This window comes from Rhodococcus sp. PvR099 (assembly GCF_017833315.1).
Lineage (GTDB): Bacteria > Actinomycetota > Actinomycetes > Mycobacteriales > Mycobacteriaceae > Rhodococcus_G > Rhodococcus_G oryzae.
Genome location: NZ_JAFIBV010000001.1, coordinates 4,695,267 through 4,716,055 on the forward strand (window position 1 = coordinate 4,695,267; position 20,789 = coordinate 4,716,055).

The window sequence follows — 20,789 nt, forward strand, 5'->3', positions numbered from 1 at the left end:
TGGGGGTGGGATCAGCCGATGCTGAAGGGCTGGCCCCAGAGGGTGACGTTGCTGGTCACGCTGGCAGTGCTGACGGTGACCTTCACGTAGGAGCGGGCCTGGGCGTAGCCGGCGCAGCCCTCGACGCCGATGGTGGAGTCGGCCCAGGTGACGCTGCCGCTCTTGCCCTTGAAGGTGTTGGCGCCGGTGTGCAGCTCGCCGCCGAAGTCGTCGGCCTTCTCCAGGTCGAGGAGTTTGACGTTCTTGGCCTGGCCGGGGGCGATGGACAGGTTGCCCGCGCTCTTGGCGGTCTGCTTGACGCTCTCGCCGTCCCAGTTCGAGGACATTCCGGTGTCGGCGCCGCCCTTGCCGCCGAGGGTCAGCTGGCAGGCCACCACGTAGCCGGGCTCGATCCGCCCGCCCTCGGCGCCTGCGCCGGACAGTTCCACCTTGGTGGAGCCAGAGACCCACACGTTGCGGTGCAGCGGGGTCGATCCCATCGATGGGGAGATGTTGGCGGTCTCGCCGGTGCGGCTGACCGTGACGACGGTGCCGTCGACGAGGGTCTCGGTGATCGAGCCGTCGGGAAGCGGGACAAAGGTGTCGGCGTTCGCCGCGCCCGCGGAGAAGAAGCCGAGGGCGATGGCGGCGACGCTGCCGGCGCTCGCGATCTTGAGCCCGCGACGCAGGCCGGTGGTGTTGACGTTCATGAATTCCCCTCTGAGGGTTCAGGTATCGAGTTCAGGCGTGGACTGTGCGCGTGTCGTACCCCAGTCGGGGTGCAACACGCGCACGGGCGGCGCAGCCGCTATCCGATGCTGAAAGGCTGGCCGTACAGGGTGGTCTTGGAGTAGTCGTTTCCGACGATCTCGACCACGGTGTAGGAGCGGGCCTGGGCGAAGCCGCCGCAGTTCTGGATCTCGAGCTGGGTGTCCTGGTACTGGACGGCGTACTTGCCGTTCTTCTTGATGTCCTTGCCCGCGACACCGACGAACTTGACCTGGCCGGCGGAGACCGGGACGGTCAGTGAACCCGAGACCGACGGTCCCGAGAGGTCGATGCCTGCGCCGATGGAGCCGCCGAGGCCGGTGATGTCGACCTGGCACCCGACGATGTAGCCGGTGCTGATCCGCGAGACGCCGTGCGTCGAGGAGTTGTTGGTGCCCTTGTCGTTGGTGGCACCGTTGAACGGCCCCACCTCGCCTTCCTTGGTGATGCCGGTGACGTCCGCGGTGACGGTGCCCGAGACCCAGGCGGTGCGGCCGGCGCCGTTGGCGGCCAGCGACGGAGAGATCAGGGCGCTCTCGCCGGTGCGGGAGACGACCGCTCCCGGTCCGGCCTTCTGCCCGTCGGGCAGCGGCACGAAGGTGTCGGCGTGCGCCGCACCCGTCGACATCAGGCCGATCGCCAGTGCCGCGGCGGCGCCTGCGCCTGCCATACGGGCGCCACGGCGCAGGCCTGACTTGCGGATCTCGCTCATTCGTTCCCCTCTAGAGGTGGTCAGTGGTGGTCGGAAGCGGTGCACGGGACCGGAGGGCTGGTCAGATCGTGAGCCATGCTTCCGAACGCTGCGCCCAAGAAACTATCCGCATCATTCGATTGAATGCAATGGACCACACCGAGGCAGAAATGAGACTCATCTCACACCATGCGGTCAGGCTGGGCGAGACTCGTACAGTGCAGGACAGGTGTCCAGATTGACCCCAAATCCTGCGAATCATCTGTAGGATTCGGCGTCTGGGGGTTGTACGGAAGTGCTGGTTGTGCAGGGGGCGGAGCGATGGTGATGGACAGGGCGGATCGTCCGCAGAAGACGGCGATGATCATCGCCAGGCGGATCATTGCGGACATCGAGCGAGAGGGTCTGCGGCCCGGTGACCGGTTGCCGCCGGAGCGGGTGATGCTCGAGCAGTATCAGGTCGGCAGGGGCACGCTCCGCGAGTCGCTGCGATATCTCGAGCTGTCCGGTGCGCTCTCGATCAAGCCCGGACCGGGCGGGGGCCCGACGGTGCAGAAGCCCGACGGCTCCCATCTGATGACCGGCCTCGGTCTGTTGCTGCAGTTCGAGGAGTCGCCCTTCGGCACGATCGTGGAGGCGCGCGTCGGCCTCGAGCCGTTGATGGCGCGGATGGCGGCCGAGCACCGAACCGAGGAGCATCGTCGGGTCCTCACCGAGTCGGTTCGTGCGATGGAGGAGCACCTCGACGATCTCGATGTGTTCCTCGCGGCGAACCGCCGATTCCACAACACCATCGCGTGGGCGTCGGGGAACGCGCTGTACGGCTATCTGGTCGACGCCATGGACGGGGTCTTCGTCGGCGCCGGGGTCGGGGTCGCCTATTCGGAGCGGTTGCGGTCGAGGGTGCTCGCGGACGATGTCGCGATCCTCACGGCCATCGCCGAGGGCGACCCTGACGCGGCCGAAGCGGCGATGCGGGCGCACGCCGCGCAGTGGACGGCCTACCTGCGGGACAACTTCCCCGGCGAGCTGTCAAGGCCGATCGCCTGGAATGTGATGCGGTAACCACCGTCGTCTTCAGCGCGGTCTCAGGTTCCGCCTCTATCCTGACGGGTCGGACTGAATTGACCAGCGGCGGGACCCACGATCGCCCGCGCAGAGAGCAGGCCCGAGACATGAACAACACGGACGATCCGCGCACACCGCAGGAGCGAACCGGCGACGGTACCGAGCCGTTCGACGCCGGCCCCGACCCCGCCGCGGAGTGGGCTCCGGCGGCCGAGGGCGCGGCTCCGGACCAACCGACCGAGGTCTGGGCCCGCGGCGCCGATCAGCCGACGCAGCAGTTCGACCGATCGGCCGGGCCGGTGACGCCGGAATACACCACGGACCCGCACCAGGCCTACGGTCAGGTCCCGCCGAATGCGACGCAGGCGTACCCGACGTACCAGGGGTACGACCCGAACCAGCCGCCGAATGCGACGCAGGCGTACCCGACGTACCAGGGGTACGACCCGAATCAGCCGCCGAATGCGACGCAGGCGTACCCGACGTATCAGGGGTACGACCCGAATCAGCCGCCGAATGCGACGCAGGCGTACCCGACGTATCAGGGGTACGACCCGAATCAGCCGCCGAATGCGACGCAGGCGTACCCGACGTATCAGGGGTACGACCCGAATCAGCCGCCGACGCCACCGCCGACCGGCGCGGACCCGTACCTCGACGGTGACCAGAAGAAGGGGCCCGGCAAGGGCGTGCTGGCGGTCGCCCTTGTCGTGGCGGGGCTGCTGCTCCTGGCTGTCGTCGGCCTCGGCGTCATGCTGATCGGTGGCGGCGGCAAGGACTCCCCGAGCAGCGCGTCGGCCCCGGTGACGAGCACCCTGCCCCGGGCCAGCACCGCACCGCCGCGGACCTCCCTACCTCCCGCCACCAGCGCCCCGGACCTGTCGCAGATCCCGGGCGGTGTCGGCGAGGCGATCGGCGCGGCAGGCGCGGCCGTGGGGACGATCACCTCCAATGACGGATCCACGCTGATCCTCGACGGAATCGGCGGCTCCGCGGTCACGGTCGTCACCAACGGGTCCACCAAGATCATCTCGCTCAGCGGCGCGAAGGTCGGCGACCTCAAGCCCGGCGACACCGTGGTGGTCCAGGGTGAGAAGGGCGATGACGGGTCCGTCCTCGCCAAGGTGATCGTGAACACCACGCTCCCGGACCTCGGGAACTTCGGGAACTGACGGCATTCGGCAGATGATTTCGGTCCCCGTGCGAGCCGAGTGCCGCGCGGGGACCGTTCAGTCGATATTGTGACTGGCGATGACGCTTATCTGGTTCGGACTCTCAGCGATCGCGCTCGTGGGCGCGATCGTGCTCCTGTCCATCGATCGCAGCAGGCGTGACCAGTTCGGTCGCGTCCGGCAGATCTGGGCGAAGGCGCAGGGCTACACCTACAACGAGTCGGATGAGCACCTGCCGTCGCGTTGGCACCGGGCCGCGCTGGCCAAGCAGGAGTACCTCGGGGCGGTCGACGTGGTGCACGGCATCCGGCGCGGTGAGAACTTCGTGCTGTTCGACGTCGAGGAGACGACGACGATCGTCGCGGTCCAGCGCACCGTCGGGTCCGACGTCGACATCGATCTCCGGCTGCGGTCGACGCCGCCGCCGAAGGATGCGGACATGAACCTGCTCGGCTCGATCGGGCCGCGGGTGGTGTTCGCCACCGATCTGGAGATCGCCCGACGGGTCTGCGATCAGCGCATGGTGCACTTCACGGAGTCGGTTCCGCCGCATGTGCAGATGCTGTGGAGCGAGGGGGAGTGGACGCTCGGTTCGATGCCGGTCACCAGCAACGGCCGGGAGTGGGACGCCGCGATCGACGCGGTGGCCCGGCTCTCCGGCATCCTGCACGTGCTGCCCCCCGTTCTCGACTCCGAGCCGGAGGCTCCGCCGGTCGCCGCCCCCGCCCCCCGCGAGCTGCCTGACTGGGAGCGCTCGCCGTACTCGGCGCCGGACGTGGACGACTACGCGCCGCCGAACGTTGTCCCGATGGCGCGCAATGTAAATCACGATCCGGGACGTCCGTACCCGCACGAGGGTGACGTCGACCAGGACCCGCGCGGCTGAATCAGGCCCGGCGTACGGCCGGTGGGTGGACCCGGTGTGCGCGCGCCCCGGGGTGTGAGTAGATTGCACGCCTGTGACTCTTGTGACGGTTGTGGCGGTCGTTGCTGTTGTTCTTCTTGTGACGTGGGTGGTGTCCGTGGTTCGACGCTTGCGTCGATTCGAGGGAAACCTCACCGCGAGCCGGGGCCTACTCGATGTGGAACTGAAACGACGGTGCGATCAGGCGCCTGAGCTGATCGCCGCTGCCCGGGCCGCGGCGATGCCGTCCGAGATCCTGGCCCCCTTGGTCGGTGCTCGGTCGCTGGCCGTGGCGCTGCGCGAGCAGGGCATGAGCCTCGGCGAGCAGGCCGGTTCCGAGAACGCGCTGTCGGTCGCGTTGCACCGGCTGATGTTCGAGGTGGAGTGCAACCCGAATGTCAAGCACGACTGGGCGATTCAGCGCCCCGCCCTCGAGCTCAAGGTGACCGAGCAGCGGATCATCGGAGCGGCCCGGGTCTACAACGACAGTGCCACCGCGGTGAACCGGCTGGTGCGCTCGGTTCCCGCCGGGTTTGTCGCGCGGCTGGTGGGCGGGCAGCAGATGCCGCTGTTCGAGGCGACGGTCGTCGAGTTGCCGGTCGGCCCCGACGTGGCCGCGGAGGCGCACGCCCTGCACGACGTCCCGCCGCTGGCTCGCCTCCATGACGAGGTTGTTTCGCCTGCGCCCCTCCATGACGACACGGTCGCCCCTTCGGGCCGGGATGCGGGCGTTCCCGGCGCCCTGCTCTAGCCGACTACGCTAGGCGTCGAAAACTGGACGCGAAGAGGAGCGGTCGAATGACGGAGAAGGCGGAGCTCGCAGGGCTCGTACGCGAGCTGGCTGTGGTGCACGGGAAGGTGACCCTGTCCTCGGGCAAGGAAGCCGACTATTACGTGGACCTGCGTCGCGCGACGCTGCACCACCGTGCCGCACCGCTGATCGGGAAGCTGCTGCGCGAGCTCGTCGCGGACTGGGACTTCGATTCAGTCGGGGGCCTGACCATGGGCGCGGATCCGGTGGCCATGGCCGTCATGCACGCCGAGGGCAGGCCGATCGACGCCTTCGTGGTGCGCAAGGCGGCCAAGGCGCACGGCATGCAGCGCCAGATCGAGGGCCCCGACGTGGTGGGGAAGCGGGTGCTGGTCGTCGAGGACACCACCACGACCGGTAACTCGCCGCTCACCGCCGTGCGCGCGCTGCGCGAGGCAGGCGCGATCGTCGTCGGCGTGGCGACCGTGGTGGACCGCGCGACCGGAGCCGACGCCGTCATCGCCGCGGAGGGCGTGGAGTACCGATCGCTGCTCGGCCTCGAGGACCTGGGCCTCTAGCGCGCCTCCTCACGACGCCTGGCGCAGCACCATGCCGCCCATCGTGATGACGTACTCGTCCGCGGTGTCGTCGAACGTGACGGCGACGGTGGTGGGGTAGTAGCCGCTGCGCTGATAGGCCTGCGGCTGCTTGATGCTCCGCACGGTGTTCGGCTTGGTCAGCAGCCACTCGCGGGTCACCATCGGTTCCATGAAGGTGTAGTCGCCGTCCCAGGTTCCGTTGAGGAATGCCAGCGTGAACTGGTAGGGGCCCGGGATCACCCCGTCGGCGACATCGAACCAGTGCACCCCCATCGCGGGCGACGCCTGCGGCACGAGCTTCGGCCCGAGCATCGGGAAGTAGTCCGGCGGGAGGTAGCGCGGGTCCGGTAGCCGCAAGCCCTTCGCCTCGAAATCCGGACTCGCCGGATCGATCTCGGCGACCTCGGCCTTGTCGGCCATGTAGAAGTGCGTGTCGAAATGCGGCTTGTCGAACATGCCGCTCGGGCCGTGACCGTGGTCGTTCCAGTCGAGGGTGGTGTGGTCGAAGACCGTCGCCGCGGCCTCGTCGGGCAGGTCGAGTTCGAAGGTCGCCACGTCGGCGTGGGTCGCGGGCAGGCCGTCCATCGCACCCTCGGACAGCCGCATGCCCACTTCGGTCGGATTGCCCGCGGCGTCGAGGGTGACGAAGCTGTGGGCGGTGCCATCGCCGACCCGAACCGTCGGTCCGTCGAACACGCCTGCTCCGACGGCGGCGGGCCGGTCCACCGGCGCGTGGGTACCCCCGGCCATGGTCAGCGTCGCACACGCGACGATCAGTCCGGCGGACAGGAACCGGCTCCGTGGACGCATCGTGCACCTCGGCTTCCGTGGTGATTCGCGTACCCGTCGATGTTAGTGCCGATGCCCCGGGGTGGCGGCCCCTTTCGGCGTCGCCTAGTCCGAACCGGCGGTGATGGCCGCGGCCTCGTCGACGCTGTGCGGGGCCGGGTCGTGGTCGTCGACGTGGGCGAGCACCCTGCGCCCGGTGGACAGCACCACGATGGCGGCGGCCGTGCAGAGCGCGCCGACCCAGAACGGCAGGTGCACGTTGCTCTCGCCGAGCTTGCCCGCCACCCACGGCGCGGCGGCGCCGCCGACGAACCTGACGAAGCTGTACGCGGCGGACGCGGTGGAGCGCTCGACCGGCGCGGAGATCATCACGGTCTCGGTGATCAGGGTGTTGTTCACACCGAGGAACAGGCCTGCCAGGATCACGCAGACGATCAGGACGGTCTTGTTCTCGGTGAACAGCGCCATCACCGCGAGGTCGACCGCGAACAGGGCGAGGGCGAGCATCATCATCGGCAGCGTGCCGAACGCCCGCTGCAACCGCGGCGCCAGGAACACCGACGAGATCGCGAGCATCAGGCCCCAGCCGAAGAAGATGAAACCGATTGCGTAGGTGCCCATGTCGAGCGGGAACGGGGTGTACGCGAGCAGGGTGAAGAAGCCGTAGTTGTACAGCAGCGAGGTGATCGCGACGGTGAGCAGGCCCCGGTGCCGCAGCGCGAGGAACGGGGCGGACAGTGACGTCCGGCCCGACTTCGGTGCGGGGGTGGCGGGCAGCATCACCACGATCAGGATGAAGGCGATGGCCATCAGCGCGGCGACGCCGAAGAAGGGGGCGCGCCAGCTGACGCTGCCGAGGACGCCGCCGACCAACGGCCCCACCGCGATGCCGATGCCGAGCGCGGCCTCGTACAGGATGATCGCCTTCGCGACGCCGCCGCTGGCCGCGCCCACGATCGTCGCCAGCGCGGTCGCGATGAACAACGCGTTGCCCAGTCCCCAGCCGGCGCGGAATCCGACGATCTGTCCGACGGTGCCCGACATCCCGGCCAGCGCGGCGAACACCACGATGATCGCCAGGCCCAAGAGCAGCGTCTTCTTCGGGCCGATCCGGCTCGACACCACGCCGGTGATCAGCATGGCGACACCGGTCACGAGCATGTACGAGGTGAACAGCAGCGACACCTGCGAGGGGGTCGCGTCGAGTTGCTCGCCGATCGGTTTGAGGATCGGGTCCACAAGGCCGATGCCCATGAAGGCGATGACGCTCGCGAACGCGACCGCCCAGACCGCCTTCGGTTGCTGCAGGATGCTCTTGCTCTCGGTGCCGGCGCTTGTGGCCGTGTCGGTGACTGTCACGGGCTCTTCCTCTGTGTCGCTGGTTCTCTCATCGCTGCGTAGACGCCTTGATCGCGGCCCGAAGGTCGGCCAGGCTCTGCGAGAGTCGTTCGATCTGTTCGGGTTCGAGGTCGCCGAGGTGGGCGGCGAGTGCGGTGCCGATCTCGGCGCGGGCCTCGCCGAGCCATCGGCGTCCGGCCTCGGTCATCTCGACCACCACCGCCCGCGAGTCCGCGGGGTCGCGGTGTCTGCGGGCCAGGCCGGCATCGGTGATCTGCTTGAGCAGGGCGGTGGCCGTCGGCTGTGAGCAGCGATCGATCCGGGCGAACTCGCTGATGCGGAGCTCGCCGTACTCGTCGAGGTGTGAGAGCGCCCGCATCCAGGCTCGTGGCCGGTCGTCGGTCGCGATCGAGGAGGCGAGTCGGGTGAATCTCGACGTGTTGGTCACCAGCTCCGCGAGGACCTCGCGCAGGTGGCGCTCCGCCGGGTGTTCGGATGCCATGGGTGCATATTATTGCATAGGCAAACTATGTATGTGAACCCTGTGGTCGAACAGGCCGGTGAGGCGCGTGGGGCACAATCTGTGCGGCGGCGAACACGGGTGAAGGGCGGGGACGAGATCCGATGACGATCCGGAGGACGGCGACGGCGCTCGCCGACGGCCGAGAGCTGATCTACTTCGACGACTCCGAGCCGTACGTGAGCGGGGCGGCGACCCGGCAACTGCACGACACCCGTGACCTGTCGCCGATCCGGGTGGAGTCGACCATGCGTTACGACGTGCTCTCCGGCGAGTGGGTGACGATGGCCGCGCACCGGATGGATCGGACCTTCCTGCCCGCGGCCGACGCGTGTCCGCTGTGTCCGAGCGGCCCCGGCCGCACGCCGACGGAGATCCCCGCCGACGACTACGACGTCGCCGTCTTCGAGAACAGGTTTCCGTCCCTTGCGACCGGCGCGGTGGCGCCGCCGACCGACCACGTCGACAGCGAGTCCCTCTGGCCGCAGCGGGCCGCAGCCGGCCGTTGCGAGGTCGTCTGCTTCACCAGCGACCACGGCCGCAGCTTCGCGGAGCTGCCGGTGGGCCGGGTGCGCACGGTGCTCGGCGCGCTGGCCGACCGGACCAGGGAGCTGTCGGCGTTGCCGGGCATCGAGCAGGTCTACTGCTTCGAGAACCGGGGCGAGGAGATCGGCGTGACGTTGGCGCACCCGCACGGCCAGATCTACGCGTACCCGATGCTGCCCGCGAACACCGGTGCGCTGCTGCGGCAGTCCGAGCGGCATCTGGCGCGGACCGGGCGATCGCTGCTGCGCGACGTGCTGGAGGCGGAGCGGCGCGCGGGCAGCCGGGTCGTGCTCGAGGGCGAGCACTGGACGGCCTACGTGCCCGCTGCCGCGCGGTGGCCGGTGGAGCTGCACCTCGCGCCGCACCGGGACGTCCCCGATCTGGCCGCGTTGGAGGCGGTCGAGCTGGACGAGCTGGCGCACGTCTACCTCGACATCCTGGGCCGCCTGGATCGGTTCTTCGAAGGGGTGGAACGGCTTCCGTACATCGCGGGATGGCATCAGGCGCCGGTCGGGGAGCAGCGCGCGCTGGGCAGGCTGCACCTGCAGCTGTTCTCGTTGATGCGGTCCCCGCACCGGATGAAGTTCCTCGCGGGTTCCGAGTCGGGGATGGGAGCCTGGGTCAGCGACACCACCCCGGAGCGGATCGCGGCGCGCTTTCGGGAGATCGCGCCGTGAGCGAATGGGTGGAGTCCGCGTCGGATTCGGCGTTGGCCGCGTCCGTCGTCGATCGGTTCCGGGGCCAGTTCGGCACCGACCCGGAGGGCGTGTGGGCCGCGCCGGGGCGGGTGAACCTCATCGGCGAGCACGTCGACTACGCCCAGGGCCTGTCGCTGCCGATCGCGTTGCCGCACAGCACCGTGGTCGCGGTCGGGCGCCGGCGCGACGGGATGCTGCGGTGCCGGTCCGGCCTGGGTGCCTGGACCGGACGGGTCGACGAGATCGCGCCGGGCAACCCGGCGGACTGGGCGGCGTACCTCGCGGGTGTGGTGTGGGCGATGCGGCGAGACGGGCTGCTGGACAGCGATTTCGGCGGCGCGGACGTGGCGGTCGAGTCCTCGGTGCCGATCGGTGCGGGCCTCTCCAGCTCGGCCGCACTCGAGTGCGCGCTGGCGCTCGCCCTGGCGGACCTGTCCGGGGGGCCGACCGACGACGCGGGCCGCGCCGCGCTGGCGGCGTGCTGCGTGCGGGCGGAGAACGACATCGCGCTGGCCCCCACCGGCGGCATGGACCAGGCGGTCTCGCTGCGCGCCGAGGACGGTCACGCGTTGCTCGTCGATTCGCGGGACGGCGGCGTCACCCCGGTGCCGTTCGAGCTGGTGGGGGAGGGGCTGGCGCTGCTGGTGATCGACACCCGCGCCCCGCACCGGTTGGTCGACGGCCAGTACGCGCAGCGCCGGGCCTCGGTGGAGGAGGCGGCCGCCGCGCTCGGCGCCTCGCTGCGTGAGGTGACCGACGTGTCGGCGCTGACCGATCCGGTGTTGCGGAGCCGTGCGCGGCACGTCGTCTCGGAGATCGGCCGGGTACGGGAGGTGTTGTCCCTCATGGATTCCGGTCGCTACCGCGAGCTCGGCCCCTTGCTGACCGCGTCGCACGTTTCGTTGCGCGACGACTACGAGGTGTCCTGCCCGGAGCTGGACTGCGCGGTGGACTCGGCGCTCGCGGCGGGCGCGCTCGGCTCCCGGATGACCGGCGGGGGCTTCGGCGGGTCGGCCATCGCGTTGATCGATGCCGGTGCGGCGGAGCGCGTGGCAGCCGAGGTGCTGGCTGGCGCGCGGTCCCGCGGGCTCACCGAACCGCGCTTCCTGGAGCTGCGGGCCTGCGCCGGTCCTGCCCGTCGCGTTTCCCTCACGTGCTGAACGGGGGCTCGGTGGCCGGTTTCGCGTGAAACCTGACCGCCGAACCCCCGCTCAGTGGGTGTTCAGTGGGTGCCGCGGATCAGGGAATGATCGCGTACGCCCCGACCGGCAGCGAGTACTGCGGCCGGAGCTCGTTGACGTAGGGATTGATGAAGGTGGCCTGGATGGTCAGTCCGGTCACGCCGGGACCGGGGTTGATCTCGGTCCGGACCGACTCGCCGGGGCGCTCGCCGAAGTTGAGTTCGACGGTCTTGGCCTGGCCCGCCAGCACGCCGAGGCCCCACACGATGTCTGCCTTGATGCGGCAGACCGGATTGGCTGCCCACTCCGGGCCGACCCCATGCATGCCGCGCGAGGTGAGCACCACCGTGGCGAGCCCCGGACGAGTGGGATCGGTCTCGACGAGGGTGTCGATGACGCCGTTGCAGAACGCGTTCTGCCCGAGCACGGGAAGCAGTGGTCCGGTGAAGAACGTGTGCAGGATGGGTGCCGGTGCGGGCGCGGCCGAGGCCGGACCGGTCAGGCCGACCACGGCGGCCGCGGCGACGGTGCCCGCGACGATCGCGCGCACGGCAAAGCTACGAATACTCATTGTGAATCCCCCGTTGTGTGATGTGTCATTCCCCCGGCCGCGACCCCGGCGTCGAAGCGCCAGCGGGTCGGCCGAGGACATGTTCCCACAGACCACGGCCCCGAAACCAACCGCACAGTCTGTGCGCGACGATCGGGCAGTCCCCTCGCGGGGCGGGTTCTCAGAGATCACGGTCGGTGACGACGCCGCTCTGCAGAGCGCGTTCGGCGAGCTGTGCCCGCTTCCGATTCTGCGGCAGATCCTCCACGCCGAACTTCGAGAACAGCGTCCGCAGATGGGTCTTCACCGTCTCGACACTGACAAACAGCCGCTCCGCGATCTGCTGGTTGGAGGCAGGCTTGCAGGCCGCGGCGTTGCCCTTGAAGGGCCGGCAGAGTTCGACCACGATCGCCTGCTGGGCGGGCGTCAATGCGGCGCGGGTGGGCACGGCGTCGGCGATCCGGGCAGGGTCACCACCCGCAGGTGTGTCGTGGAAGGTCAGCATCGAGGATCCGATCCCGATGCCGTCGCCCGACTGCAGGCGCCTGCGCCCGCTCAGTCGCTCGCCGTTGACGAACGTGCAGGTGTGGGAGAGCCCCTCGTCGACGATGGTCCAGTGGGTGCCTGTCCACTCGATCGCAGCGTGCAGGAGCGCGACGTCGTGGTCCGACGCAAACGCGATATCGGCCTTCGGAGATCGCCCCACGGTGACCCGGGGCGAGTCCTCGACCAATGCGAGTTCGCGATGAATCCCGTCGTCGTCGGTATAGCTGAGACGGGGCCCATCCAGTTGGCTCACGGCCACCCCAATGCGCGCCTCGGTGGGCACTGACACACATGCCCCTGACCGTCCAGTCTAGTTCCGATCGGCCGCAGGTCGGCAGGAGCAGTGGCCGCTAACCGCGGCCACGCACCGCGGTCACGAAGGCAGCCATCAGTTCCGGATCCTTGACGCCGCGGCTCGACTCGATACCGCTGGAGACGTCGACGCCCCAGGCTCCGCTGGCGTCCAGCGCGTGCGCGACGTTGTCGGGGTCGAGCCCGCCGGCGAGGATCCACCGACCGCTCGGCAGCAGGGACCGGTCCTGCCAGTCCCAGGCGACGCCCGCCCCGGCGACGGCACCGTCGACGAGCAGGAGGTCCTCGTCGAAACCGGTCGCCGGATCGCCCGAACTCCCTGTGTTCAGCGCCCGGACGACGCGGAGTCCGGCGTCGTGCAGGGCCGCGACCTCGTCGGCCGAGCGCAGATCGTGCACCTGCACGACGTCGATTCCCGCGGTCCTCGCTGCGGAGACGATATCGGCGATCCCGATCCCGGTGAACACCCCGATCGCGAGGACGCCCTCGGGCACACGCTGCCTGAGCTGCGCGGCCACCTCCGGGGTCACCTGGCGTGGGCTCCGCGCGAAGACGAAGCCAACGGCGTCGACGCCGAGCTGCACGGCGCGGTCCACCGTGACCTCGTCACGCAGGCCACACATCTTGATGAATGTCATTGAGATCGCCGATCCTCCGTGTGCTCGTCCGCTAGAGGATAGGGGCAGGCCGAGGGAACTCGGTCATCGCTCGGCGTCACCGATAGAGCTGATCCACGATCCAGCTCGCCGTGTTCGGGTTCGATCGAAGGCTCGAGTGGTCCACGGCGGGGCCGCCGGGAAAGGCGTCTTCGAAGAAGACGTTGGTGACGCCGGGCTCGGTGATGAAGGAACACGTGCCGGGCGGCGTCGCGACCTGATCGTTCTTCGTCGCCATCACGGCGTAGCCGACGCCGGGTTGGGCGATGGGCCCGTCCATGAGAGTCCGATAGATGTCGGATACCGGCGTCAGTTGGAGCGCCGAGGCCATCCCGGGAATCAGCGTTGCCAGCGCCGGTGCGAGGAAGGGCAGCGCCTCCAGCACCTGCACCGGGGTGACCGGCAAGTCCTTGATTCCGTACTGGGCCAGGAAGCCTGCGCCGTCGCAGCCGCGGGCCTCCGGCGCGAGCAGCACCATGTCGTGCACATCCGGCGCGCCGCCGAGCACCTTGACGTAGTAGTTCGCGGCGACGGAGCCCGCAGAGTGGGCGACGATGTCGACCTGGGGTGCCCCGGTGGTGTCCTTGACCTTCTCGACGAACTGCGCCAGCTGGCCGGCGGAGGCGGCCATGTCTCCCGCCCAACGTCGGCCGTCGACGACCCCGCCCTGGAACACCAGGGTGCAGGCGCCCTGTTGCCGCAGCGCCGAGACGACGACCTCCCACTGGGACGCCGTCTCGGAGGTGGTGCCGTCCGCTCCGGGCAGAACAAGCACCGGACGGGGCCGGACGCTGCTGGGACGGCAATCGATCGCAGGCTCGATCACCGTTCCCGACGGGGGCGCCGGAGCCGCCGAGCCCGTGTCGGGCGCGGCGGTGGCAGGCGCCGCCGATATCGCGAGCACCCCCGCGAGCGCCACGCCGAGGATCCCCAGCCGCATCGACATCGATCGGGCACCATGCTTGATCGCCATATGTGGAACGCCCCCCCTGTGAGCCGATCCGACCGGCGAAATCCGATCGCGATCAAGGCCTTCGATCACATGGCAACAGACCCCGCGATCACCGTCAAGGCGAATCGCCGGTGCCGGGCGGGCTCGTGCGCCGGCCCGATGTCACCCGGGTGCCGCCGGCGCTCCGGCCCCGCTCGAGCACCCGATACGCTCGAGCCACACGTCAACCGTCACCGAAAGAGGTAGAGATGCGGCTCGAGCATGCGGTGTTCCTCGGCGCGACCGGAGCCACCGTGCTCGGCGCGGTCATCGGGAACGAACGGCTGCAGCAGATCGCCAAGCCGCTGATCGCGCCGTCCCTCGCGGTCCGGGTACTGCGCAAGCGCGCCGACACCGACGCCGCCGACACCGCGCTGCTCGTCGGCGGTCTCGCCGCCGCGACCGTCGGCGACGTCTTCATGATCGACCCCGACAACGATGCCCGGTTGGTGCGCGGCGCGTCGTCGTTCGCCGTGATGCAGGCCAGCTACACGACGCTGTTGCTGCGACGCGGGGCCCGCCCCACCCTGCCCGCCCTTGTCCCGCGGAAGCTGGGCTGGCTCGGTGCGGCCGGGCTGCTGCGGGCCAGGGCTCGCACGGTCTCCACCCCGCTCACCGCGTACGGCGCGGCGCTGGCCACCACGTCCATGCTCTCGGCCGACCCGGCGCTGGCCCCCGGCGCCACCACCACCGCGGGTATGGCGCTGCCCAACGCGGACCGGCGGAGCTGGCTCGGGCTCGGCGGGCTGCTGTTCACCGGCTCGGATGGCCTGATCGTGGTGCGGCGACTGTTCGTGCGCTCGGAGTCGGGCCGCCGGGCCGCCGAGGGCGTGGTCCTGGCGAGCTACGCGGCCGCGCAGTTCCTCCTGGTCGAGGGCATGCTCGCGCTCGGGCGGAAGAACCGCACCAGCTAGGACCCGGCCGCCGAACCCCCGAACCGATCAGGGGCAGAGCACGATCCGGTCCCGGTTGTGGGGGTCGACCCGGATCGGCACCGTCCTGCCTGGCACGAATCGCTCACGCATCGACGCGGGCACCTCGTAGACCACCCGGCCCGAATACGACTCCTCGCCCGGGACGGTGAGCGCGAGCCGCAGCTCGGTGAGTTGTCCGTGATCGGCGGTCTCGGCGAGCCGCTGCGTGCTCTCGATCTTCGCCCAGCCCTCCAGCCCTCGCCGCTCCAGCTTCCGGTCCGCCCGGGTCGGCCGGTCGGCCCACATCATCCCGAGCCCGAGCGCCGAACCGTACGCGGCCAGGAGCCCGCCGATCTGGTACGGCACGGTGCCCGGCGGCGTGTGCTGGACGAGCCAGCCCAGCCAGATCGCCAGGACGATCAGGTAGCCGACGGTGATGGTCAGCACCGTGCGGACGATGCGCTCGTGAAACATCGGATCCTCCACCCCCCAGGGTAGGCGCACCGCCTACCCTGGCCGACATGGCGAAGCAGACAGTGGTCATCACCGGTGCGGCGGCCGGGATCGGCAGGGCGACCGCGTTGGAGTTCGCGAGGGCCGGATACCTCGTCGGTGCCTTCGACATCGACGAGACCGGTCTCGCGGACCTGGCGCGGGAGATCCGCGCGGGTGGCGGCGAGATCTCGACCGGGGTGCTGGACGTCACCGACCCCGATCAGTGGGATGCGCGGCTCGCCGAGTTCGCGGAGGTCGCCTCGCACCGCCTCGACATCCTGGTGAACAACGCGGGGGTGCTCTCCTCTGGCCGGTTCGAGGAGATGTCGCTGACCGAGCATCGGCGGATGGTCGACATCAACGTCGGCGGCGTCGTGCTCGGCAGCCGGGCCGCCTTCCCCTACCTGCAGGCGACGCCCGGTTCGCAGCTGGTCAACCTGTGTTCGGCCTCGGCGATCTACGGCCAGCCCGAACTCGCCACCTACAGCGCAACCAAGTTCGCCATCCGGGGCCTCACGGAGGCGCTGGAACTGGAGTGGCGGCGGCACCGCATTCGGGTGCTCGCCGTCTGGCCGCTGTTCGTGAACACCGCGATGACCGGGAACCTGGACATGCGCACCGCCGACTCGCTCGGCATCAAGCTGACCGCGACCGACGTCGCGAAGGTCGTCGTCAAGGCGACCAGGCGCTCGCACCGGATGCTGGCGAAGGTGCACTACCCGGTGGGTCGTCAGGCTGGCGCGATGATGATGGCGTCGCGGTTCTCCCCGGCCTGGCTGACCAGGGAGATCAACCGGCGGATCAGCCACAGCTAGCGGGTCGCCCGGCCGGGGAGCCCGGTACCCGATCCCTTGCCCGCGTGGACCTCGGCGCGTCGGCCACTAGAGTTCTGTGGCGACTGTCGAGGAAGGGTGTGCGTGTGCGTTCAGGTCGGGTTGTAGCAGCGGTGTTCGGGGTCGCGGCGGTGTTCGGAGCGGCCGCCTGCGGCACCTCCGAGGCCGGTCAGGCGCCGCCGTCCAGTATCGCGGTGCCCACCACCACCGCCTCCGCGCCCACCACCACCCTCGCGCCGACGACCACCACCACCGCACCGCCCACGACGACGACGACCACCACCACCACCACCACCACCACCACCACCAGCGCGCCGCCCTCGACCACCGCGGTCGAGTACGCGCGCAACGAGGCGGTCTACTTCAGCTCGCCGGTGGGTGGCTTCGAGTGCGGCATCATCTCGCTGCCCACCCGGACCGAGGCCGGCTGCCAGGGCGCCACCACCCCGATTCCGGCCCGGCCGGAGAACTGCATGGTGAACTGGGGCAACGGGATCAGGGTGACGGGCAACGGACCGGGTGAGTTCCTGTGCTCGGGTGGTCCCGTCTACACCTCCGGCGTCTCGGCCGCTGACTCCGTGCTCCCGGTGGGGGACAAGGTGAGCTCGTTCGGGTTCACCTGCAAATCCGAGGCGAAGGGCGTGACCTGCGTCAAGGACGACACCGGGCACGGGTTCCGGATCGCGACCGACTCCAACGACACGTTCTGACAGATGCGGACACGGCAATGACCGACGACGAATCCGGCCCGACCGAGTGGGGAGAGCATCCCAACGGGGTGGGGCCATGGGACACGGAGCGGGACGGCCCGCTGCCGACCGACCCCCGTTACGACCCGGAGCTGCTCGCGCTGGGTGACCGGCGCAATGTGGTGGACGCGTACCGGTACTGGACCCGCGAGGCGATCGTCGCGGACATCGACAGCAGGCGGCATCCGTTCCACGTCGCGATCGAGAACTTCGGGCACGACTCGAACATCGGCACCGTGGTCCGCACGGCCAACGCCTTCGCCGCGGCCTCGGTGCACATCGTCGGCAGGCGTCGCTGGAATCGCCGGGGGGCCATGGTGACCGACCGGTACCAGCACATCGTCCACCACCCCGATGTGGAGACGCTGTTCGAATACGCGGCCCGCAGCGACCTGGCCGTGGTGGCGGTGGACAATACGCCGGGCTCGGTGCCGCTGGAGACCGCGAGCCTGCCGCGCGAGTGCATCCTGCTGTTCGGACAGGAGGGCCCCGGCGTCACCGACCACGCGAAACGGTCGGCGGAGATGACCGTCTCGATCGCCCAGTTCGGATCCACCCGGAGCATCAACGCGGGGGTCGCCGCGGGTATCGCGATGCACGCGTGGATTCGCCAGCACGCCGACCTGGGGCGTGCCTGGTAGCGATTCGTCACATATATAGGCAAGATCGTTTGTTATGCAGCATCAGTGGGCCGAGCGAGCCGACGCCGCCGAGGAAGCGATGGTCTCCCGGCACGTGCGCCGGTTGTGGGCCCTGCCCGGCACCGCCCTCGGCGTGGTGGCCTGGCCGCCGGTGCGGCGCGAACGGCTCTTCTTCAGCTGGCACTACTGGTGGCAGGCGCACCTCCTCGACTGCGTCGTGGATGCGGCGTTGCGCGATCCAACCCCCAAGCGTCGCCGTCGCATAACGAAAATTGCTCGGGCACATCGGGTCCGAAACATCGGCGGATGGACGAACAACTACTACGACGACATGGCCTGGCTCGGGATCGCACTCGAGCGTGCGCAGCGACTGCACCACCTCGACTATCGGAACGCCATCCAGGACCTGGAATCCCAGCTCTTCGATGCGTGGGCCCCTGACCAGGGCGGCGGCATCCCGTGGTGCAAGAGGTCCAATTTCTACAACACCCCGGCCAACGGTCCCGCGGCGATCATGCTGGCCCGGACCGGACGGCTGTGGCGGGCGCAGGCCATCGCGGACTGGATGGACGAGAAGCTCCGGGACCCGTTCACGGGCCTGATGTTCGACGGCATCCGGACCGACGACGCGGATTCCCCTGGGGAGCTCGACCGCGAGATCTACAGCTACTGCCAGGGCGTGGCGCTCGGCACCGAGGTCGAGCTCGCGGTGCGGCTCGGCGCGCCCCGGCACCGGCACCGGGTGCACGCGCTGGTCGAGGCCATCGACAAGCGGCTCACCGAGGACGGCCTGATCGTCGGCGGCGGGGGAGGGGACGGCGGCCTTTTCAACGGGATCCTCGCGCGCTACCTGGCGCTGGTCGCCGCCGAGCTACCGGGCGATCGCGCGGCCGATGTGCGAGCGCGCCGGACCGCGGCGCAGATCGTGCTGGACTCCGCGGAGGTCGCGTGGGAGAACCGCCTCCAGGTCGAGGGACTGCCGCTCTTCGGGCGCGACTGGACGGCCCCGGCTCACCTGCCCGGTCTCGGCGACGGGATCGCCACCTTCACCGGCGGCACCGTGCGGTCGTCCGACATCGCCGAGCGGGATTTCTCGGTGCAGCTCGGCGGCTGGATGCTGATGGAGGCCGCGTACGTGGCGTCGGGAGCGATCTAGGTCCCGTCGTCAGCCCCCGGCCTTGATCACGCTGGTGACGGCGTCGATCAGCGCGAGGTGGGTGAAGGCCTGCGGGAAGTTGCCCAGGTGTCTGCCGCTGGAGGACTCGATCTCCTCGGCATAGAGGTGCAGTGGGCTGGCGAACGAGAGCAGCTTCTCGCACAGCATCCGCGCCCGGTCGACCTCGCCGATCATCGCGAGGGCGGACACCAGCCAGAACGAGCAGATCGTGAACGTGCCCTCCTCGCCCGAGAGGCCGTCGTCCGTCTCCTCCGTCCGATAGCGCAGGACGAGCCCGTCGGTGGTCAGCTCGTCGGCGATCGCCAGTACCGTCGCCCGGACCCGATCATCTTCCGGGGGAAGAAAACCCATGATCGGGATCAGCAGGGTGGAGGCGTCGAGGGCGGTGGTGTCGTAGTGCTGGACGAACACCCCGCGGGCGTCGACGCCGTTGGCGCACACATCGGCGTGGATCTCGTCGGCTGCCTGCCGCCATCGCTCCGCGAGCTCGCCCACCCCGCGATCCGCGGCCATCGATGCGCCGCGGTCGGCCGCCACCCAGCACATGACCTTCGACGCGGTGAAGTGCCGGGGTTCGCCGCGCACTTCCCAGATGCCCCGGTCCGGCTTGCGGTAGACGTCGATCGCGCTGTCGACCAGCTGGGTGACCAGGGCCCAGGCGGGAGGGCCGAGCTGGCTGGCGTGCCGAACGTGGGTCGCGACCGACTCGATCAGCATCCCCCACATGTCATGCTGGCGCTGGCTCCAGGCACCGTTGCCGACCCGGACCGGACGGGCGGCGTCGTAGCCGGAGAGGTGGTCGAGGGTGTGCTCGGTCAGGTCGCGTTCGCCGCCGAGGCCGTACATGATCTGCATCGGACCGCTCGCCGCGGCGTCGATCAGGAACGCGAAATACTCGAAGGCCACCCAGTCGTAGCCGAGTTCGAACAGGGCGTGCAGCATGAACGCAGAGTCCCGCACCCACGTGTAGCGATAGTCCCAGTTCCGTTCGCCGCCAGGCGTTTCCGGAAGTGACGTGGTCGCGGCCGCCATCAGGGCGCCCGAGGGGGCGTAGGTCAGGCCCTTGAGGGTGAGCGCGCTGCGCTCGAGATACGGGCGCCACCGGTGGTCGGGAAAGTCGCCCTTTCTGATCCAGTCGCGCCACATCCGGTCGGTCCCGTCGAGCAGGCCGGTGGCCTGGTCGAGGCTCGTGACGGAAAGTCCGTTCCAGGAGAGCGCGACGAAAGCGGTATCCCCAGCGGACAGTTCGGTCCTGGTGCCCGCCCGCGCCGAGCCGAAGGTGAGTCGGAGGTTGCTCGTCAACGTCAGCGTGAGTTCGCCTGCGGAGCAGGTCGCGCTCTCGTAGCCCTCGCCCGAGTAGGTCCACGCGCCGGTCGACCTGCCGTACTCGAAGAGCGGCATGCAATTGACGGTGATCTCGACGCTGCCCTCGATGCATTCCGCGGTGCGCAGCAACATGTCCTGAGCGACCTGGTCCGCCGGTGGCCGCCGGTACTCGTCCGACCGGGTGGTGCCGTTCCACGGGCCCATCACCAGCGCGTCGCGCACCACCAGGGTTCCTGTGGGCAGGCACCAGGTCGTCTCGAGGACCATCGATCCAGGAAGGTAGCGACGCTGCGAGGGCGTCTGGACGTGCGACGGGCCGAACCGGAAGGACCCCGCGGACCGGTCGAGGAGCGCGCCGAACACGCTGGGGGCGTCGGGTCGTGGAATGCACAGCCACTCCACCGAACCGTCGGGGGCGACCAGGGCAGACGTCTGGCAGTCGGACAGAAATGCGTAGTCGGCGATCGGAGGGAATTCGGACATGATCGCCGCCCTTCGTCTGGTTCTGCGGGGTGCCTGTGCCCTGTGAAGGTACGCCGGGGCCCGGCGGCGGTGCGTGATTTGTACCCCCATCGGGGTGCGACGCGCACACGGG

Annotated in this window: 23 protein-coding genes; 12 read left to right on the plus strand and 11 right to left on the minus strand. The window is 69.6% G+C overall.

Features of this window, described 5'->3' with window-relative positions:
* Window positions 1-11: 11 nt before the first annotated feature.
* Window positions 12-689, minus strand: coding sequence for an MspA family porin (locus JOE46_RS21715; RefSeq protein ID WP_097210034.1), 678 nt, complete (start codon window positions 687-689; stop codon window positions 12-14).
* A gap of 98 nt (window positions 690-787) precedes the next feature.
* Window positions 788-1,459 carry an MspA family porin gene (locus tag JOE46_RS21720; protein WP_097210035.1) on the minus strand — a complete coding sequence of 224 codons (672 nt, stop codon included), beginning with the start codon at window positions 1,457-1,459 and terminating at the stop codon, window positions 788-790.
* Window positions 1,460-1,765: 306 nt separating this feature from the next.
* Here JOE46_RS21720 and JOE46_RS21725 point away from each other — a divergent pair, with 306 nt between their 5' ends.
* The 5 genes from JOE46_RS21725 (at window position 1,766) to pyrE (ending at window position 5,911) form a co-directional block, all read left to right on the plus strand.
* Window positions 1,766-2,503, plus strand: coding sequence for a FadR/GntR family transcriptional regulator (locus JOE46_RS21725; RefSeq protein ID WP_245221139.1), 738 nt, complete (start codon window positions 1,766-1,768; stop codon window positions 2,501-2,503).
* A gap of 110 nt (window positions 2,504-2,613) precedes the next feature.
* Window positions 2,614-3,678, plus strand: a complete 1,065-nt coding sequence (locus tag JOE46_RS21730) for a DUF5666 domain-containing protein (protein ID WP_209928459.1) — start codon at window positions 2,614-2,616, stop codon at window positions 3,676-3,678.
* A gap of 88 nt (window positions 3,679-3,766) precedes the next feature.
* Window positions 3,767-4,564 carry a hypothetical protein gene (locus JOE46_RS21735; RefSeq protein WP_373560220.1) on the plus strand — a complete coding sequence of 266 codons (798 nt, stop codon included), beginning with the start codon at window positions 3,767-3,769 and terminating at the stop codon, window positions 4,562-4,564.
* A 148-nt stretch (window positions 4,565-4,712) separates the two neighbouring features.
* Window positions 4,713-5,333: a LemA family protein gene (locus tag JOE46_RS21740; RefSeq protein WP_209928460.1), complete on the plus strand. Its 621-nt coding sequence runs from the start codon at window positions 4,713-4,715 to the stop codon at window positions 5,331-5,333.
* Window positions 5,334-5,380: 47 nt separating this feature from the next.
* Entirely contained in the window at window positions 5,381-5,911 is a 531-nt protein-coding gene (gene pyrE / locus JOE46_RS21745; RefSeq protein ID WP_072752564.1) for an orotate phosphoribosyltransferase, read from the plus strand.
* 9 nt (window positions 5,912-5,920) lie between these two features.
* Here pyrE and JOE46_RS21750 read toward each other — a convergent pair whose 3' ends face one another.
* From JOE46_RS21750 to JOE46_RS21760, 3 genes are all read right to left on the minus strand, one after another.
* Window positions 5,921-6,742, minus strand: coding sequence for a DUF5602 domain-containing protein (locus JOE46_RS21750; protein ID WP_209928461.1), 822 nt, complete (start codon window positions 6,740-6,742; stop codon window positions 5,921-5,923).
* An 84-nt stretch (window positions 6,743-6,826) separates the two neighbouring features.
* Window positions 6,827-8,080, minus strand: a complete 1,254-nt coding sequence (locus tag JOE46_RS21755; RefSeq protein ID WP_209928462.1) for an MFS transporter — start codon at window positions 8,078-8,080, stop codon at window positions 6,827-6,829.
* 28 nt (window positions 8,081-8,108) lie between these two features.
* Window positions 8,109-8,561, minus strand: coding sequence for a MarR family winged helix-turn-helix transcriptional regulator (locus tag JOE46_RS21760; protein ID WP_097210041.1), 453 nt, complete (start codon window positions 8,559-8,561; stop codon window positions 8,109-8,111).
* A gap of 122 nt (window positions 8,562-8,683) precedes the next feature.
* Between JOE46_RS21760 and galT the strand changes: the two genes are divergently transcribed.
* Both galT and galK read left to right on the plus strand, forming a co-directional pair.
* Window positions 8,684-9,802, plus strand: a complete 1,119-nt coding sequence (galT, locus tag JOE46_RS21765) for a galactose-1-phosphate uridylyltransferase (protein WP_209928463.1) — start codon at window positions 8,684-8,686, stop codon at window positions 9,800-9,802.
* Window positions 9,799-10,983, plus strand: coding sequence for a galactokinase (galK, locus tag JOE46_RS21770; RefSeq protein ID WP_209928465.1), 1,185 nt, complete (start codon window positions 9,799-9,801; stop codon window positions 10,981-10,983). Before galT ends, galK begins: the two co-directional genes overlap by 4 nt.
* Window positions 10,984-11,062: 79 nt before the next feature.
* On the opposite strand, the gene JOE46_RS21775 is transcribed toward galK, so the two are convergent.
* From JOE46_RS21775 to JOE46_RS21790, 4 genes are all read right to left on the minus strand, one after another.
* Entirely contained in the window at window positions 11,063-11,575 is a 513-nt protein-coding gene (locus JOE46_RS21775) for a hypothetical protein (protein ID WP_209928467.1), read from the minus strand.
* Window positions 11,576-11,735: 160 nt separating this feature from the next.
* The gene (locus JOE46_RS21780; protein ID WP_209928469.1) at window positions 11,736-12,353 is read right to left on the minus strand and encodes an FHA domain-containing protein; all 618 of its coding nucleotides are present in this window, start codon (window positions 12,351-12,353) and stop codon (window positions 11,736-11,738) included.
* A gap of 97 nt (window positions 12,354-12,450) precedes the next feature.
* A complete protein-coding gene (locus tag JOE46_RS21785) occupies window positions 12,451-13,050 on the minus strand; it encodes a phosphoribosylanthranilate isomerase (RefSeq protein WP_209928470.1) in 600 nt (199 codons plus the stop codon).
* 76 nt (window positions 13,051-13,126) lie between these two features.
* Window positions 13,127-14,014 carry a triacylglycerol lipase gene (locus JOE46_RS21790; protein WP_179800429.1) on the minus strand — a complete coding sequence of 296 codons (888 nt, stop codon included), beginning with the start codon at window positions 14,012-14,014 and terminating at the stop codon, window positions 13,127-13,129.
* Window positions 14,015-14,268: 254 nt separating this feature from the next.
* Between JOE46_RS21790 and JOE46_RS21795 the strand changes: the two genes are divergently transcribed.
* Window positions 14,269-14,973, plus strand: coding sequence for a lysoplasmalogenase family protein (locus tag JOE46_RS21795; RefSeq protein ID WP_209928471.1), 705 nt, complete (start codon window positions 14,269-14,271; stop codon window positions 14,971-14,973).
* 27 nt (window positions 14,974-15,000) lie between these two features.
* Here JOE46_RS21795 and JOE46_RS21800 read toward each other — a convergent pair whose 3' ends face one another.
* Entirely contained in the window at window positions 15,001-15,447 is a 447-nt protein-coding gene (locus tag JOE46_RS21800) for a hypothetical protein (protein ID WP_097210321.1), read from the minus strand.
* 47 nt (window positions 15,448-15,494) lie between these two features.
* Here JOE46_RS21800 and JOE46_RS21805 point away from each other — a divergent pair, with 47 nt between their 5' ends.
* The 4 genes from JOE46_RS21805 to JOE46_RS21820 all read left to right on the plus strand — a co-directional run bounded on the left by JOE46_RS21805 (window position 15,495) and on the right by JOE46_RS21820 (window position 18,847).
* Window positions 15,495-16,283 carry an SDR family oxidoreductase gene (locus JOE46_RS21805; RefSeq protein WP_097210049.1) on the plus strand — a complete coding sequence of 263 codons (789 nt, stop codon included), beginning with the start codon at window positions 15,495-15,497 and terminating at the stop codon, window positions 16,281-16,283.
* A gap of 98 nt (window positions 16,284-16,381) precedes the next feature.
* Window positions 16,382-17,011 carry a hypothetical protein gene (locus tag JOE46_RS21810; protein ID WP_209928472.1) on the plus strand — a complete coding sequence of 210 codons (630 nt, stop codon included), beginning with the start codon at window positions 16,382-16,384 and terminating at the stop codon, window positions 17,009-17,011.
* Between the two features lie 17 nt (window positions 17,012-17,028).
* Window positions 17,029-17,691: an RNA methyltransferase gene (locus tag JOE46_RS21815; protein ID WP_097210051.1), complete on the plus strand. Its 663-nt coding sequence runs from the start codon at window positions 17,029-17,031 to the stop codon at window positions 17,689-17,691.
* A 34-nt stretch (window positions 17,692-17,725) separates the two neighbouring features.
* On the plus strand, window positions 17,726-18,847 hold the full coding sequence (locus JOE46_RS21820) for a glycoside hydrolase family 76 protein (protein ID WP_097210052.1): 1,122 nt from the start codon (window positions 17,726-17,728) through the stop codon (window positions 18,845-18,847).
* A gap of 9 nt (window positions 18,848-18,856) precedes the next feature.
* Here the strand turns inward: JOE46_RS21820 and JOE46_RS21825 are convergent, their stop codons facing one another.
* Window positions 18,857-20,767, minus strand: a complete 1,911-nt coding sequence (locus JOE46_RS21825) for a glycoside hydrolase family 15 protein (RefSeq protein ID WP_097210053.1) — start codon at window positions 20,765-20,767, stop codon at window positions 18,857-18,859.
* Window positions 20,768-20,789: the final 22 nt, after the last annotated feature.